Source organism: Rhizobium sp. NPDC092011 (assembly GCF_044756305.1).
Lineage (GTDB): Bacteria > Pseudomonadota > Alphaproteobacteria > Rhizobiales > Rhizobiaceae > Rhizobium.
Genome location: NZ_JBIVSO010000025.1, coordinates 1 through 16,551 on the forward strand (window position 1 = coordinate 1; position 16,551 = coordinate 16,551).

The 16,551-nt window shown below is 60.0% G+C and carries 15 protein-coding genes; 9 read left to right on the plus strand and 6 right to left on the minus strand.

Annotation, left to right across the window (positions count from 1 at the left end; all coding sequences use genetic code 11):
- The first annotated feature begins 358 nt into the window (after positions 1-358).
- On the plus strand, positions 359-565 hold the full coding sequence (locus ACIQJ2_RS36390; RefSeq protein WP_400677690.1) for a hypothetical protein: 207 nt from the start codon (positions 359-361) through the stop codon (positions 563-565).
- Between the two features lie 66 nt (positions 566-631).
- On the opposite strand, the gene ACIQJ2_RS36395 is transcribed toward ACIQJ2_RS36390, so the two are convergent.
- The gene (locus tag ACIQJ2_RS36395; protein WP_199150679.1) at positions 632-1,984 is read right to left on the minus strand and encodes an ATP-binding protein; all 1,353 of its coding nucleotides are present in this window, start codon (positions 1,982-1,984) and stop codon (positions 632-634) included.
- Positions 1,985-1,987: 3 nt separating this feature from the next.
- Positions 1,988-2,707: a response regulator gene (locus ACIQJ2_RS36400; RefSeq protein WP_199150680.1), complete on the minus strand. Its 720-nt coding sequence runs from the start codon at positions 2,705-2,707 to the stop codon at positions 1,988-1,990.
- A 347-nt stretch (positions 2,708-3,054) separates the two neighbouring features.
- Between ACIQJ2_RS36400 and ACIQJ2_RS36405 the strand changes: the two genes are divergently transcribed.
- The 5 genes from ACIQJ2_RS36405 to ACIQJ2_RS36425 all read left to right on the plus strand — a co-directional run bounded on the left by ACIQJ2_RS36405 (position 3,055) and on the right by ACIQJ2_RS36425 (position 9,020).
- The gene (locus tag ACIQJ2_RS36405) at positions 3,055-3,891 is read left to right on the plus strand and encodes a pseudouridine synthase (protein WP_199150681.1); all 837 of its coding nucleotides are present in this window, start codon (positions 3,055-3,057) and stop codon (positions 3,889-3,891) included.
- The gene (locus ACIQJ2_RS36410) at positions 3,878-4,558 is read left to right on the plus strand and encodes a phosphoribosyltransferase (protein ID WP_400677693.1); all 681 of its coding nucleotides are present in this window, start codon (positions 3,878-3,880) and stop codon (positions 4,556-4,558) included. The genes ACIQJ2_RS36405 and ACIQJ2_RS36410 overlap by 14 nt, the downstream gene beginning before the upstream one ends.
- 146 nt (positions 4,559-4,704) lie before the next feature.
- Positions 4,705-5,649, plus strand: a complete 945-nt coding sequence (locus tag ACIQJ2_RS36415; protein ID WP_199150690.1) for a phosphoribosylaminoimidazolesuccinocarboxamide synthase — start codon at positions 4,705-4,707, stop codon at positions 5,647-5,649.
- 350 nt (positions 5,650-5,999) lie between these two features.
- A complete protein-coding gene (locus ACIQJ2_RS36420; RefSeq protein ID WP_400677694.1) occupies positions 6,000-7,460 on the plus strand; it encodes an efflux transporter outer membrane subunit in 1,461 nt (486 codons plus the stop codon).
- A gap of 693 nt (positions 7,461-8,153) precedes the next feature.
- A complete protein-coding gene (locus tag ACIQJ2_RS36425) occupies positions 8,154-9,020 on the plus strand; it encodes an SH3 domain-containing protein (protein WP_400677696.1) in 867 nt (288 codons plus the stop codon).
- 232 nt (positions 9,021-9,252) lie between these two features.
- Here ACIQJ2_RS36425 and ACIQJ2_RS36430 read toward each other — a convergent pair whose 3' ends face one another.
- From ACIQJ2_RS36430 to ACIQJ2_RS36440, 3 genes are all read right to left on the minus strand, one after another.
- Positions 9,253-9,495, minus strand: coding sequence for a DUF982 domain-containing protein (locus ACIQJ2_RS36430; RefSeq protein ID WP_184709515.1), 243 nt, complete (start codon positions 9,493-9,495; stop codon positions 9,253-9,255).
- Between the two features lie 245 nt (positions 9,496-9,740).
- Positions 9,741-9,863 (minus strand): hypothetical protein, encoded by a 123-nt coding sequence (locus ACIQJ2_RS36435; protein ID WP_281436329.1) that lies wholly within the window; start codon positions 9,861-9,863, stop codon positions 9,741-9,743.
- 77 nt (positions 9,864-9,940) lie between these two features.
- On the minus strand, positions 9,941-10,129 hold the full coding sequence (locus ACIQJ2_RS36440; protein ID WP_199150685.1) for a hypothetical protein: 189 nt from the start codon (positions 10,127-10,129) through the stop codon (positions 9,941-9,943).
- 454 nt (positions 10,130-10,583) lie between these two features.
- Here ACIQJ2_RS36440 and ACIQJ2_RS36445 point away from each other — a divergent pair, with 454 nt between their 5' ends.
- Positions 10,584-12,959: a transglycosylase domain-containing protein gene (locus ACIQJ2_RS36445; protein WP_400677699.1), complete on the plus strand. Its 2,376-nt coding sequence runs from the start codon at positions 10,584-10,586 to the stop codon at positions 12,957-12,959.
- A 147-nt stretch (positions 12,960-13,106) separates the two neighbouring features.
- Here the strand turns inward: ACIQJ2_RS36445 and bla are convergent, their stop codons facing one another.
- Entirely contained in the window at positions 13,107-13,991 is an 885-nt protein-coding gene (bla, locus tag ACIQJ2_RS36450; protein WP_400677701.1) for a class A beta-lactamase, read from the minus strand.
- Between the two features lie 4 nt (positions 13,992-13,995).
- Here bla and ACIQJ2_RS36455 point away from each other — a divergent pair, with 4 nt between their 5' ends.
- Together ACIQJ2_RS36455 and dnaK are read left to right on the plus strand one after the other, a co-directional pair.
- A complete protein-coding gene (locus ACIQJ2_RS36455; protein WP_400677703.1) occupies positions 13,996-14,280 on the plus strand; it encodes a hypothetical protein in 285 nt (94 codons plus the stop codon).
- 293 nt (positions 14,281-14,573) lie between these two features.
- Positions 14,574-16,493: a molecular chaperone DnaK gene (dnaK, locus tag ACIQJ2_RS36460; RefSeq protein WP_199150688.1), complete on the plus strand. Its 1,920-nt coding sequence runs from the start codon at positions 14,574-14,576 to the stop codon at positions 16,491-16,493.
- Positions 16,494-16,551: the final 58 nt, after the last annotated feature.

Below are 16,551 nucleotides of genomic sequence, written 5' to 3' on the forward strand. Positions count from 1 at the left end.
GATCGGGCTTATAGACCCTACCCATCGAACTAGTCAACACTGACGCTGTAAAAATTCTGACATTTTTACAACATACTGATTTCAAAAGGAAATTTTAAGGGATGGGCACTTTCCCAGAAAATTTACCCACAAGCACCTCGAAAAACATTGTCCAAATGGTCAAAATTTCGATCGAACCGGTATGGAACGCCCCGTTCGGATAAAGCGCGCCCCTTTACATAGCCCGGCTGCCGCTCTCCGACGCTCCCCACCATAAATAGGGAGGATGAAAGGACCGAGACCGTCCGATGGCGGCAAGCCTCAGAAAAACCGCCATTTTATCGGAAAACCTGCTAAAGTATGTGGAAGGGAGGAGACAATGCACATGACAAGACCAGAAAGCATCGTGGAAGTCAGCGTCGATAGCGCCAACGGTCGTCGCGCGCTCGGTATCATGAGCATGCGCCAGGCATTGGACCTGCCCGACCTGACAAGGTTCACCTATACGCATCCGGACCCGCAGAAAGCGGCCGAGGGCATCGTCCTCAACCGGGAAGAACTCCGTGCGTTTCTGACCTGCCACTAAGCTCGCGGCACGATATCGTAATAGACCGCACGCCTTAAGCGGGGTCATCGCATGGTCTGGCGGCCGTCAGGCCGCCTTTCTTTGTACTGCCGCAAGCGGCAACAGAACGACGGCATTGAGACCACCGCCATCGCGATCCTCAAGACAGAGCACGCCGCCATGTGCGTCGAGAATTTGGCGGACGATCGCCAAACCCAGCCCACTGCCTCCCAGATCGCGGTTGCGCGATTCTTCCAACCTCACGAACGGCTCCAGCACATCTTTGCGACGCTCCGCCGGAATACCCGGCCCGCGATCACCAATGGTGATGACGCCCTGATCGCCGCGATGCTCGACATGAATATCGGCGCGGCCACCATAACGCAGGGCATTGTCCACGAGGTTGTCGAGCACCCGCACCAGGGCCGTCTCAGGCATCGTAACGGCCAGAGCGTGGCCCAACGGCGCGAAAGCGACGAGGGCTGAGCCGTCCTGGCGCTCGGCGACATGGGCGGAAATGGCGGCATCGAGGTCGACGATGCAGCTGCCCTCCGACACGACGGTGCTACGCGCAAACCCCAAGGCGTCCTCGACGAGACGCTGCATGGCCTCGACGTCAGCGATCGCGCGGTCGCGATGCGGCGTATCCGGCATCATTTCGACGCGCAGGCGAAAGCGGGTGAGGTAGGTGCGCAGATCATGCGATATCGCCCCGATGATCAGCGTGCGGTTGTTGACCAGGGCGGCGATGCGCAACTGCATGGCATTGATGGCCTTGATCAGCATGCGCAGTTCGCACGCGCCTCTCTCCGGGATCGAAACCGGCTGAAGGCCGTTGCCGATGGAATTCACGGTTCGGGAAAGGCGCGTCAAGGGCCGGGTTTCACGCGCGACGGCGACGATCGCGATCACCGCGACCAGCATGCCGAGGACGCCGGCGATGAGACCGACGGGGACGCCGTGCAATCGTACCGTCGGCGTATCGGGAAGATTGAAGACCGCCACCTTGCCGCCGGCTACGCCGATCGACACTTCGACGATCCGGTCGGACGCACCCACGGAGAACCAGCCCTGCGGCTTTTCCGAAAGCGAACGGATGTTGAAGTAGCGGTTGCCAAAGGCAATGTTGGCAAATTCGCGCGCCAGCTTGTCGGTCAGGGTCAGATCGGATGTTGCCTCGGCCTCCGCCTGGGAGGGCGCGTCGATCAGGCCAACGGCCAGGCCGTTGGCATTGAGCGCGCGAATGGCCAGCGGCTGCGCCTCCGGCGGAATGGCGTCGAGAAGGCGGATCGCGGACTTGACCTGCATGGTCGGCGAAATCTCGGGATTGAAAGAGGTATCCGGCTTCAGCTGGGCTGCAGCGAATGCGGCAAGCTGAATGACAAACAGCGCCACGGCGACAATCATGATGATGCGGGCAACGAGGCCGAGTTTCAGCATGGCTCAGACATCCTTCACGTCCGTGGTGAGGAGATAGCCGGCATTGCGCACGGTGGTGATGATTTGGACACCGTCAGGCAGGCAATGCCCAAGCTTGGTGCGAAGGCGCGACACCGTCACGTCGATGGTGCGGTCGAAAGGATCGGCGCCACGTCCGCGCGTCCAGTCGAGCAGTTGGTCTCGCGACAGGACGCGGCGCGGCCTTTCGAGGAAGCAGACGAGCAGATCGAATTCGGCGGTCGTCAGATGTACGAGGCGCTCGCCCTCCATCTCGATCACCCGGCCGTCGAGATCGACGGTCATGCCGGCGAACTGCTTGCGGCGGGCAGGAGCCGCACTCTCTTCCGAACGCTCCGGTCCGGAACGGCGCAGGATGGCGCGAACGCGCGCCAGAAGCTCACGCGGATTGAAGGGCTTTCCGAGATAATCGTCGGCACCCATCTCGAGGCCGAGAATGCGATCGATATCCTCGGTCTTCGCCGTCAGCATCAGGATCGGCACCTGACTGCGGGCGCGGATGCGCCGGCATGCCGACAGTCCGTCTTCGCCCGGCAGCATCAGATCGAGAATGATGAGATCGGGAAATCCCTTGGCGAGGATGCGGTCCATGGCGGCAGCGCTATCGGCTGCCTGCACGGTAAAACCTTCGCGGCTCAGGAACTCCTCCAGGAGCGCCCTAATCTCGCGGTCGTCCTCGACCAGAAGAAGCGATGCGGAAACCATGGCCCTCCATGCGGGGCGGAAGGTGGTTTTGGCAACAGGGAAACCGCCGACGTTACAAACTGTAACAAATCTCCGCCGTTTTGAAAAATCCCAGCAAAGGAAGCCATGCAGATTTGCCGAAGCGCCAATCCCTCCGGAGCGAATGGCGGCAGCCCAAAAGCCGCCGACCCGACCCCATCGCCCGCTCCGGTCCAAGGCAGGGCTCGCATCCATGACATGCGAGCCCTGCCGCCCCTCTCCTCTTTTGGCAACAATCCGATTTGCCTCGCGGCCGTCCTCGTGCGAAAGAATTGTGCTTCAGGGCCGGCGCGCCCAACCACTCCAGCAACGAGCGTGAGGCAAGACCGTTGAGCCAACGGCATTCACCGCAGCGATCCGGCAAGACGGCGAAGGGCAAACAGGAGCCCGACGGTAAGCGCGTGACCTTGCCGCGGGCGCTGTCCAAACTCGGCTATTGTTCCCGCACGCAAGCCGAGGCGCTGATTTCGGCTGGCCGGGTGACCGTGGACGGCCGTAAAATCACCGATCCCTCGACCTGGGTCGATCTCGAGCATGCGCAATTTGCGGTCGACGGGGTTGCCATAGCAGCCGAGGAAAAGCTCTATTTCATGCTGAACAAGCCGCGCGGGCTTGTGACCACGCGCGACGATCCCGAGGGACGACCGACTGTTTATGATTGCCTGAAAGATATAGATGCGCGGCATCTCGCCCCGGTCGGGCGCCTCGACAAGGCGAGCGAGGGCCTGCTGCTCTTTACCAATGACACGGTACTGGCTCAGGCACTGCTCGATCCGATCAGCCATGTCGGCAAGCTCTATCACGTCCAGATCGACCGGATCATGGATGAAGAGCAGTTCGCGCGCATGGAGCGGGGAATCATCGACGACGGTGAGCTTCTGACTGCCAGTTCCGCGCGCCTGCTGCGCAGCGGAGATCGCAACAGCTGGATCGAAGTGGAGCTCAAGGAGGGCCGCAACCGGCAGATTCGCCGAATGCTGGAGGCACTTGGCATCGAATGCCTGCGACTGGTGCGCGTGACCTTCGGCGCGATCGAACTCGGCGATTTGCCGAAAGGCGCCGTCCGCGCCTTGACCGAAGATGAAATTCGGCGGCTCCGCCAGCGCGCCGAGTTAAAGACGAGCGCACACTATGGAGCGAAGACAAGACGCAATGCAGCCTCATGATTTCTGGCAGGAACTCCATCCGCCGCATAGTTTTTTGGCCGAACGGGAATATCGCGACTTCTATGTGGCGGAACTGCCGGATGGGCGTCAGCTGCAGCTGCCGATCCGCGTGCTGGCCGACGGCGAGCACGCACTGGCCTCGCTGATCATCAATCAGGCCAGTTTTGCTGTGCAGGAGGCGCTGGCCGAAGCGCTTGCGGCGCGGATTGCCGCTTATGATATCGAGGTTGTCGCGGGATTGCCGACGCTCGGCCTGACGCTGGCGAGCGCTGTTGCACGGGCTCTCGGCCACAAGCGCTATGTGCCGCTCGGCACCTCGCGCAAGTTCTGGTATCGCGACGAGCTGTCGGTCTCGCTTTCGTCGATCACCACGCCGAACCAGGAAAAGCGCCTTTATATCGACCCGCGCATGCTGCCATTGCTGGAAGGCAAGCGCGTGGCGCTGATCGACGACGTTATCTCGAGCGGAACCTCAATCGCTTCCGGACTGGCTCTCGCCGCTTCCTGCGGCATCGAACCGGTGGTGATCGGCGCGGCCATGCTGCAATCCGAACGTTGGCGGGCGTGCGTCGATGGTGGCGGCAAGCAATGGAGCGAGCGGATCGTCGGTGTCTTTTCGACACCGATCCTGCAGAAGGTGGGCAACGGCTGGCGGATACCCGACTGAGCGCTTCCTCGGGATGGACGACGGACCGACGGATGCGGGAATGCACCTCTATATATGCGAAAATCGTTCCGATTCTTGCCGCAATGCGCTAAGGGTCCGCTCAAGAAGCATCCGTCGGGCGGATGCACGAGCCTGTGGTGGACGCGTTGCGAATTCTTTCCGAAGCCCATTTCCCGGAACTGCCCAATTACTATCGCGGCAAGGTACGCGAAAATTACGACCTGCCTGACGGTAGCCGTATCATCATCAGCACCGATCGCCTCAGTGCCTTCGACCGCATCCTCACCTGCATTCCCTATAAGGGGCAGGTATTGACGCAGACAGCGCGCTATTGGTTCGAGCAGACGCGCGACATCTGCCCGAACCACGTCATCGACTATCCGGATCCGAACGTGGTCGTCGGCAAGAGACTGAATATTCTGCCGGTCGAAGTCGTCGTACGCGGCTATCTCGCCGGCACTACAGGCACCTCGATCCTGACGCTCTATAAGAAGGGGCAGCGCGAGATGTACGGCATCACCCTGCCCGATGGCATGCGTGACAATCAGATCCTGCCGGAACCGATCATCACGCCGACCAGCAAGGAATTCGACGGCGGGCACGACGAGCCACTGACGCCGACCCAGATTGTTGAGAACGGCCTCCTGACCAAAGAGCAATGGCAGACGCTGTCCGATTATGCCCTGGCACTGTTTGCCCGCGGACAGGAAATCGCCCGCAAGCGTGGTCTGATCCTCGTCGACACCAAATATGAGTTCGGCACCGACGAAAATGGCAAGATCATCCTCGCTGACGAGATTCACACGCCGGACAGCAGCCGTTATTGGTTGGCCGACAGTTACCAGGAGCGTTTCGAAAAGGGCGCGCGGCCGGAGAGCTTCGACAAGGATTTCGTGCGCGCCTGGGTCACGGAACGATGCGACCCATACAAGGACGAGATTCCGGAAATTCCGGCCGACCTCGTCGAGCAGACCTCAAAGGTCTACATCCGCGCCTTTGAGGCGATCACCGGCATGCCGTTTGCGGCCGACGACCGCGGCGCGACTCCGCGCGATAGGGTTCGCGCAAGCCTGGCTCGTTATTTCCCATAACCGAAGTTCAAATGCTCACCTGGCGCAAACGGCGCGGCGGGTGAGTTCCCTCAGGGTTGTGTTGTTTGACGATTCCAGGACATACCGCACCCTTAAGTGGTGTGCAAAAGGGTATGTTTTTTGCAACACTTTAGATTTTTTTTACTCGTACCCTGATATTTCACCCGATCCCACATATGTTCGGCGTCGAGAATTCGTAAAAGCCACTGTGCTATTGCAAAACTCATTGCTAGATTGACGACGACTGCTTCGAGTCATTTTTTGTATTGCGTAAGGCTGGAGCGCCGAACACATGGGTCATGTTCGACCCTTAAAACACTGATCAGTAAATTGAATTGTGGGACAATGTGATGGTTTCCATTCGTACAGCCGCCCCCGCCCTGCTGCTTATTCTGGCAGGTTGCGTCAGCGGCCCAGACCATAAGCCACCGGAAATGCCTCTGCCGGCCAAGTTCTCGGAGGGCGGTACGAAGATGAACGGCGATATCGCCGGTTCGCAATGGTGGACCGCTTTCGGCGACTCCAAGCTGAATGCATTCGCCGCGCAGGGACTTGCCCAGAACCTTACCATCCAGCAGACGCTGGAGCGCATCAACCAGGCAGAAGCTGCCGTCGTAAGCGCAGGCGCAGGCGGCCTCCCGAGCCTGACGCTCAGCGGCGAGAACACGACCAGCGGCCAAAGAGGCACTCAGGCTCTGCGCAGTCAGGCCGGATCGCGGAACTCGACCGGCGCTTCCGCCTCGGTTTCGTGGCTGCTCGACCTGTGGGGCCAATACCGCCGTGCGCAAGAAGGCGCCAATGCCTCGCTTGACGCAGCCTATTCGAGCGTTGACGCTGCCCGCCTGACCTATCTTCAGGATCTGGCCACTAGCTATGTTAATGCCCGTTACTATCAGGCGCTCATCTCGATCGCCCAGGAAAACCTGAAGTCGCGGCGCGACACGCTTTCGCTAACCAAATTCCAGCTCGAAGCGGGTGCCGCATCGCGCCTCGACGTCGTTCAGGCGGAAGGCCTCGTCAACCAGACGCTGGCTTTGGTTCCTGGCTATGAAATCAGCTATCGCCAGGCGGTGCACCACATCGCAACGTTGCTCAACGTGCCTTCGACAACGATCATCGCGCAGATGCAGGGTGGCGGCAAACAGCCGGTGTTCCGCGGCAACGTCCGCACCGGTGTTCCTGCCGATCTCATCCGCAACCGTCCGGACATTCGCATTGCGGAGCGCACCCTGGCAGCTGCGACGGCCCAGATCGGCGTGGCCGAAGCCAAGCTCTTGCCGTCGATCACGCTTAGCGGTTCGATCTCGCCGACCTACATCCGCAATAGCGGATCCACGAGCGGCAATCTGACCAGCTGGTCCTTCGGTCCATCGCTAAACCTTCCGATCTTCGATGGCGGCGCTCTGCGCGCTGGCGTCAAGAGCGCACAATCTTCGAGCCGCGAACAGTACATCTCCTGGCAGCAGACTGTAAGGACGGCGATTCAGCAGGTTGAAGACGCATTGTCGGCCGTCACACGCGATGCGCAGACTGTTGCCGCTCTGCATGCTCAGGTCAAATCCTATCAGGAAGCCCTGCAGCTTTCGACGGCAAGCTACAAGGACGGCGCCTCCTCGCTGCTCGACGTTCTCGACGCACAGCGTAACGTGACCGCTGCTCAGCAGAGCTTGGCACAGGCTGTACAATCGAGCGCCAACGACTACATTTTGCTGAACATTGCTATCGGCTCCGGTTATGTACCGGCCGGCAAGGCAAATGTTGCCCAGGCTCCGGCCAAGGTCGTCAAGGTTTCGGCCAAGAAGGCGAACTAACGGGGCTGCCGGTCTTACCGGACGAGGTGACAAAGCCGCCGCAGGAAACTGCGGCGGTTTTTTATTGCCTTAACAGAGCCTAAAACGAAAATGGCGCGTCCCTGTTTTCGCAGGAAACACGCCATCGTCATAAAACAAAAAGGCCGGAGCAATCCGGCCTTTCGTCATCCGCTCTCACAACAGTGCCAGTACATCCGTGGTCAAAGGGAAAGCGGAACTGCAGCCAGATTGATTGCTAGAGGTTAACGAAGCGTTACTTCTCTTCAACAATGTCGAAGGACGACACGGCTCGCTTTCCAGCACGCCAGTCATCCATGCGCTGCATGACTGAACCCTATATCGGAAGGCAAGACGGCGATTTCAAGGCCGAACGATCATTCCTTTCTCGCCCCAGGCAAAATAGCGGCGACACCAACGCCGTGATGGCCGGCCGGATAGTGAGCAGATCCCGACAATCCGGCAACTTTCGTCGATCTCAACCGTCATCATTCAAGTTGCATTCATGCGGATACACTTAAAACACAGGTAAAGATTGAAGGCGCGGCACGATATCCTATCAAAATCCGTGCATGCGCAGGCCTTTATCTTGCCGGAATTGGAAAGTCATAGCGAATGGCGCCGGGGTAGGCGCATCAGATACGGAACAGGCATCAAGCCGTTTTCGCGACCATGGTGGGCGAAGGGAGAATATTCATGAGGTTCAAGGTTCTTGCCGCGAGCTTGCTGGCCGCTTTCATAGCGTTGCCGGCTATTGCGGAAGCAGCGGAAGGCTTTGCCACCGCAAACGTCAACATGCGGTCAGGTCCGAGCACAGCCTATCCGGCGGTCACCATGATCCCCGTCGGCGTGCCGCTACAGATCAACGGCTGCCTTAACGAGACGCCCTGGTGCGACGTCTCCTTCTACGGCGGCCGCGGCTGGGTTGCCGGCCGATACATTCAAGCGACCTATCAGTCGCGCCGCATCTATGTCGACCGGCAATATTACCGGCCGCTCGGCATTCCGACGGTCGTCTTCAATTTCGACGATTATTGGGGCCGCTATTATCGCGGTCGCGACTTCTATCGTGACCGTGATCGTTGGCGCCGCGGCCCTGGCTGGGTTGACCGCCGCCCGGATAACAATTGGGATCGCAATCCTCCGGGCTGGGATCGCGGCTCGAACTGGAACGATGGACAGGATCGCAACTGGGATCGTCGCCCAGACCGTAATCGTGACTGGAACCGCGACTCGGACTGGAATGACGGGCAGGATCGCAACTGGGATCGTCGCCCCGGCCGTAACCGTGACTGGGACGGACAGCGCGACGGCAATGGCGATTGGGGACGCCGCCAGCCAGACAACAATCAGGGTTGGGGTAACCGGCCGGATCGTCCGCGTGATCGCCCGGATAACCAGCCGCGCCCAGAACCGCAACGGCAGCCGCCGGTCGCTCAGCCACAACCGCAGCCACAGCCGCAACCGAATGCCGGTCAGCCAGGTCCTTACAGCCCAGATCATAAGGATTGCCCGGCATCGGAACCGAATTGCCGCATGTCTTCCCGCGGCTCGAACCGCTGACGGCGGCGGTCCGCCAATGCTAGGAAAGCCAAAGGCCGGCGACTGTTACAGTCGCCGGCCTTCCTTTACGAAGGGTATTCCACCTGAAGAGTGTTCGCCTCCCGCGGGATGCTGCGGTGACGCCCAAATGGAACTCCCGTGGGAACAGTACCGTCCCGAACCAATCAACCTCTACAACACCTTTTCCAACTCGCAAGAGCGGAGCGGTTAAGCGGTGAGCGAGAAAAGCGGCTCAGTGCATCTTGAGATGCGCTTCCCGCGTCGCCGAAATGAACATTTCCCGCGCTTCTTCGGCGGATTTGCGGCCGTCGATCGCAGCGCGGCACAGGCTTCTGGCCGCAACATAAAGCGGACCGCGCCGATCTGGCCAGAGATTGGCCATGCAATTCAGTGCCTCGGACGGCCCGGTCACGATCTGGAAACTACCCTGAGCAAAACCGATCTCGATTGGATTGCTCCATTTGATTTGCCGCATGAACACTCCTCCTCACAGGCTATCAAACCGTCTGGAACCGCCTTCAAGACAGCCAGATGACACTACTATAACCTCGATCAGACAATTCGAAAATACAGAAGATTCGGTGCGTCGCGCGAAGTATCGACGCAGCCCCGCGGAGTAACTCCACCTATCGTTGAAGCGGGCCTTGCCGATTTCGGTGATCTTTTCTTGGTGGTGAGCCATGAGCGCAGGTCTCATCGCACTGCTCGAACGATTTAACTTTATTTGTCGCGCGCGATCCGCTTTGCCTCTTCCGGGGAAAAGCCGGCGCGACGGGCGAGCCGCTCCAGGCCGAAGATGCGGTCGATCCGATCGACCAGCCATAGTTCAAACCGCTTCCACATCGACATAGCCTCCTCCGCCGCAGGCCTTTCAGCCACAACGGCGCACGATAAACATCGCGCCAGGCCGGTCGTTCGGTTCACCGAAACAGTGGTGGCCTCTGCGCATTCGAGAGCAGTTCCTGCTTCGTTGCGAAGTCGCCGAACAGCTTCTTCAGCCTGGCTTCCTCCTCTTTCGCGATCCGATGGCGTCGGGCGAAATCCTCGACGCTCCAGACCTCCCGCAACTTGCTCTCGCAGACTTCCTCTATCTTGATCAACGAACTCATGTGCTCGCCCCTTGGTTTTGTCATCGGATAATGCCCGAGGCGGCGGAAAGTTCCTTGAAACGCTTGGAGAGCGGCATCGCGGCGGCTGTCACATTCAGCGCGGGAATGTTCTTAATCCCTCCTTAAATCGCCGCATTTACAGTTCAGGCGGGACTTGATGTCTTCACGAGGGGTTCGTGAGAAAATGGCGGGCGGCGGCCTGTCCCGAAATTCGGGATCCATTTCCAAGGTGATGTACCGGGACAAAGGCGGTTGTATACGCTAAACCACGGTTACCACCGCCGTGATCACCCTGATGGAAGGCATGGAAACACTGGGGCCGGATGATCTTGGGTCGGCTGGACCCGAAATCTGAATTCGCTCTAGAATCAAAGAAATAGAGCATGACATCGTCCGAGAACCGCTGACATTTTTCGGCACCATGCTCTAGGCACCGAGGTACGACCGGCCCGCAATGGCAGATAAGAAGAAGTCACGCCAGAGGATAGAACCATCCTTTTCCAGCGGTCGGGAACGCATCGATGACGGATTCAGCGCCGGCGAACGCATTGTCGGTCAAAGGCGCTCGGCCAAGCGCTACGAAGAGCCGGAACCGGACGAAGATGATGACGACGATTACGAGGACGAGCCGGTGGTTCAGAAACCCCGTCGCGCCCGCAGTCGTCGCAAGCCGACCAGACGTGCGCCGCGCCGCGGCTTTTTCGGCTTTGTTCGCGCGGCAATCTATTGGGGTCTCGTGCTGTGTCTGTGGGCCGGTATCGGCGTCGCCGGCCTTGTCGCCTATTACGGCTCGCGCATGCCGAGCGCCAGCACCTGGTCCATTCCCGAGCGGCCGCCGAACGTCAAGATTACCGATCTCGACGGCAACCTGATTGCCAATCGCGGCACGACCGGCGGCGAGGCCGTGGCACTCAGCGACATGTCGCCCTACATCCCGGAAGCCATCATCGCGATCGAGGATCGCCGCTTCTATTCACATTTCGGCTTCGATCCGATCGGCCTCGGCCGTGCCGTCGTCACCAATGTCCTCACCGGACACGCGGTCCAGGGCGGCTCGACGCTGACGCAGCAGCTCGCCAAGAACCTGTTCCTGTCGCCGGACCGCACGCTGGAACGCAAGGTTCAGGAAGTGCTGCTGGCTCTGTGGCTTGAGCACAAGTATACCAAGGATCAGATCCTGACGATGTATCTGAACCGGGTCTATTTCGGCTCCAACGCCTATGGCGTCGAAGCGGCATCGCGGCGCTACTTCAACAAATCGGCCAAGGACGTCAATCTCGGCGAGGCCGCCATGCTTGCCGGCCTGGTCAAGGCGCCGTCGCGGCTATCGCCCGCCCGTGATCCGGCCGCTGCTGAAGCTCGAGCCCAGCTCGTTTTGCAAGCCATGCGCGACCAGGGCTTCATCAGCGAAGCCGATATCAAGACGGCGATGGCGCAGCCGCCGACACGCACCAAGAGCTACTGGAGCGGCGCGGAGAACTACGTTGCCGACATGGTCATGGACCAGCTGCCGAAGCTGATCGGCGGCGACGTCAAGGAAGACCTGATCGTCGACACTACCCTCGACATGTCGCTGGAAGAGAAGGCCGAGAGGGCGCTGAGCGACGTACTCGAAAAGGAAGGCAAGAAGCTGAACGCCTCGCAGGCGTCGCTCGTATCCGTCGATGCGACGGGCGCCGTCCGCGCGCTGGTCGGCGGGCGTGACTACGCTCAAAGCCAGTTCAACCGCGCCGTCACCGCCAAGCGGCAGCCGGGATCGGCCTTCAAGCCCTTCGTCTATACGGCAGCGCTGGAGGCGGGTCTCACGCCCAACTCCATCCGCAACGACCTGCCGGTCAAGATCGGCAACTGGGCCCCGGAGAACTACGAGCAACGCTATAGCGGGCCGGTGACGCTCGCGACTGCAGTGGCGAAATCTCTGAACACGGTGGCTGCCCAGCTCGTTGCCGAGGTCGGCCCCGAGCAGGTGATCAAGGTCGCCCACAGGCTCGGCATCGAATCCGACCTGCAGGCCAACAACTCCATCGCGCTCGGCACGTCCGAAGTCTCACTGCTGGAACTGACCTCCGCCTACGCCACCTTCATGAACGGTGGTTTCAAGGTGGCGCCGCATGTCATCACCAAGGTGACGACAGCCTCCGGTAAAGTGCTTTACCAGACCAATACCGACAATCCGCAGCGTGTGCTGAACCCCGATATCGTCACCAACATGAACGCCATGATGACGGGCGTCATCGCCAACGGAACGGGCAAGGCCGCGCGTATTCCCGGCTGGCAGGCAGCCGGCAAATCGGGCACGACCCAATCCTTCCGCGACGCGCTGTTTGTCGGTTTCACCAGCCATCTGACGACGGGCGTCTGGTTCGGCAACGACGACGGCAAGTCGATGCGCAAGGTGACAGGCGGCGGACTACCGGCGAAAGCGTGGAAGGAATTCATGGTCGCCGCCCACAAGGGCATCACGCCGACGCCGATCTTCGGCGGCGGACAGATCATCGACAATGGTCTCCCGATGGCGCAGACGGATCCGAATGGCAGCCAGCCGACCACCATCGGCAACATCATTTCCGGCACCGGCGATGCCGGGCAGCCCGCCTTGCAGCAACGCCCGATGCAGCAGCCTATCCAGCCGCAGATCGTCAACCAGACGGCCGCCAATGAGGACCCGCAGGATCTGCCGCCGGCAAACTTCACCGACGACACCAATCCTTACAGCTCGAACCCCTATGACAGCGATATCCCGCCTGCCGACATCGGCGACAGCGGCCCTCCCAGGGGCGCCGCGCGGCCGCATCGCTCCTCATTGCTCGATGTCATCCTCGGGCGGTGACGCGCTAGAAAGAGCGGATTCTCCGAGGATTGCCGAACGGCGGCGCGTCATCTGACATTGGCGCGCCGACGGAAGGACCGCGGCGGTTGAATGACCATCATCAAGAGATGGTCATCTGCAGGCTGCGCCAACTGCTTTCGTTCGACCTCAGATTTCTTCGGCCACGATGCGGGCTACCTCGGCTAGGATGGCCTCCTGGTCCTTAATCGATCCCCGTGCTTCGCCGAGATAGGCCGCAACCACGATCGGATCGCGGCCGGATGGAAAGATCACCCCGATATCGTTGGTGGAAATTCCGTTCCAGGTGCCCGGCTTGTTCGCGATTCGCCAGCCATTCGGCAGGCCGACGCGAAGGCGGTGCGCAGCCGCATCCTTGGAGGCGATCATCCAATGGGTCAGCTTCGCGCGGGATGGGGCTGACAGCGCGTCGCCAAGGACGATCTTCTGCAGCGTGGTCACCATGGCACGGGGAGAGGTCGTGTCATGTGTTTCGCCAGGCTTGACGATATTCAAATCCAGCTCGATCTTATCAAGCCGCGTCACCGGATCGCCGAGGGATCGAAGATAGCCGGTCAAGGCGGCAGGGCCACCGAAGCTCGCCAGAAGCAAATTGGCAGCGGTGCTATCGCTTACGATCAGGGCTGCCTCGCACAGCTGCTCGATCGTCATCCCATCCGCCAGATGCGGCTTCGTCGCTTTGAAGGGCGTCACCAGATCGCCTTCCTTGAAAAAGATGCGGCGGCCGAGTTGTTCTTCGCCCCGATCGACGCGGGAGAGCGTAAACGCGACGGCCAATGCCTTGAACGTGCTGCACATCGCGAAGCGTTCATCGAGGCGATTGCCGGTAAGCTGCCCGGTCGCAGTGTTCAACACGGCGACACCCAGACGTCCACCGCTGCGCTTCTCCAGTTTTTTAAGTCTTGCCGCGATGCCCTTATCGCCATCCTTGGCAAGGGCATGAGATCCCTGCAACCCCATCATGGCAAGGAATGGCGTCATTAACGCAACGCGACGCGTGATTGTAACGGACATATAGTTGCAATTTCCTGTTTTGATCGTCGGACACAGCGACGGCAAAAAAAGGAGGCAGCAAGGCGTCAAATTTAAGACGGGACGGCGAAGCGAACAGGTCGTGAAAACTTCATCTCCTGCGATGGAAAACGAATCGTCGGTACAGGCACCCGTTGCGGCGCCCTCGATCGAAGCGGCATCAAATCAGTGCATCGCTGGAGAACGCGATATCAAACGCTTGAAGGCGCTCGTCAAAGAGTTATCGCTTGCAGACCTTCAGCTGCGAGCCGATCCGCCCAGATCTACATAAAATCGCAATTTTGCAGCTTGCCGCTTGCATGGCCGCTGCAAGGCTGCTCTGATACGCGGTCGCGCAAAATCCGCGGGTCCTCGGCGCATATGGGGTCGCACGGAATTTGGACGACAAACCATTTGTTTTGCTGGATTTCGGGCTATTTCCTGCCTTGCAGTCAGTAAAACCGCTACTTATATACGCGGCATCACCGCAGTCATGGCTGCGCAATCCTCAAGACCATCCCGTAAGGGGCTGTCAATGGAATGCCTGACAGGGGTTCCGACAGCTTGCTTCAAGGAGAGAATGACATGGCAAAAGTAATTGGTATCGACCTTGGAACTACGAATTCCTGCGTCGCCGTCATGGACGGTAAAGACGCGAAAGTGATCGAGAATGCCGAAGGCGCCCGGACGACCCCCTCCATGGTAGCCTTCACCGACGACGGCGAACGTCTCGTCGGCCAGCCGGCCAAGCGCCAGGCTGTCACCAACCCCACGAATACCCTCTTCGCTGTCAAGCGCCTCATCGGCCGCCGCTACGAAGATCCGACCGTTGAGAAGGACAAGCACCTTGTTCCCTTCAACATCGTTCGGGGCGACAATGGCGACGCCTGGGTAGAAGCTCAGGGCAAGGGCTATTCGCCCGCACAGATTTCCGCGATGATCCTTCAGAAGATGAAGGAAACCGCCGAGTCCTATCTCGGCGAGAAGGTCGACAAGGCCGTCATCACCGTCCCCGCATACTTCAACGACGCTCAGCGCCAGGCAACCAAGGATGCCGGCAAGATCGCCGGCCTCGAAGTCCTGCGCATCATCAACGAGCCGACGGCTGCGGCACTCGCTTACGGCCTCGACAAGAAGGACGGCAAAACCATCGCCGTTTACGACCTTGGCGGCGGCACCTTCGATATCTCCATCCTGGAAATCGGCGACGGCGTCTTCGAAGTGAAGTCGACCAACGGCGACACCTTCCTCGGCGGTGAAGACTTCGACATGCGTCTCGTCGAATACCTCGTTGCCGAGTTCAAGAAGGACAACGGCATCGACCTCAAGGGCGACAAGCTTGCTCTGCAGCGCCTGAAGGAAGCTGCCGAAAAGGCCAAGATCGAACTTTCGTCCGCACAGCAGACCGAAATCAACCTGCCCTTCATCACGGCAGACGCCACCGGCCCGAAGCACCTGACGCTGAAGCTGACCCGCGCCAAGCTGGAAAGCCTGGTCGACGATCTCGTCCAGCGCACCATCGCTCCGTGCAAGGCAGCCCTCAAGGATGCCGGCGTCACGGCTGCCGAGATCGACGAAGTCGTTCTCGTCGGCGGCATGAGCCGCATGCCGAAGGTACAGGAAGTCGTCAAGCAGCTGTTCGGCAAAGAGCCGCACAAGGGCGTCAACCCGGATGAAGTCGTCGCTCTCGGCGCAGCCATCCAGGCCGGCGTTCTGCAGGGTGACGTCAAGGACGTTCTGCTCCTCGACGTAACCCCGCTGTCCCTCGGCATCGAAACGCTCGGCGGCGTCTTCACCCGTCTGATCGAACGCAACACGACGATCCCGACGAAGAAGTCGCAGACCTTCTCGACCGCTGACGACAACCAGTCGGCCGTGACCATCCGCGTCTCGCAGGGCGAGCGCGAAATGGCTGCCGACAACAAGCTGCTCGGCCAGTTCGACCTCGTCGGCCTGCCGCCGGCACCGCGTGGCGTTCCGCAGATCGAAGTTACCTTCGACATCGACGCCAACGGCATTGTTCAGGTTTCGGCCAAGGACAAGGGCACCGGCAAGGAACAGCAAATCCGCATCCAGGCTTCCGGTGGTCTTTCCGACGCCGACATCGAAAAGATGGTCAAGGATGCAGAAGCTCATGCCGCCGATGACAAGAAGCGTCGCGAAGGCGTTGAAGCTAAGAACCAGGCTGAAAGCCTGATCCACTCCAGCGAGAAGTCGCTGAAGGATTATGGCGACAAGGTCACGGAAGCCGATCGCACCGCGATCTCCGACGCGATTGCAGCGCTGAAGACGGCAACCGAAGCTTCCGAGCCGGACGCAGAAGACATCAAGGCCAAGACCCAGACCCTCATGGAAGTTTCCATGAAACTCGGCCAGGCGATCTATGAGGCTCAGCAGGCTGAAGGCGGCGCTTCGGGCGATCACTCGGCAGCCGGCAAGGACGATGTCGTCGATGCCGACTACGAGGAAATCAAGGACGAAGGCGACCACAAGCGGTCTGCATAAGCGCGAACCGAAAGGTTCAGGAAACTTAGATCCGGCTGCCTCATGGCAGCCGGAAATC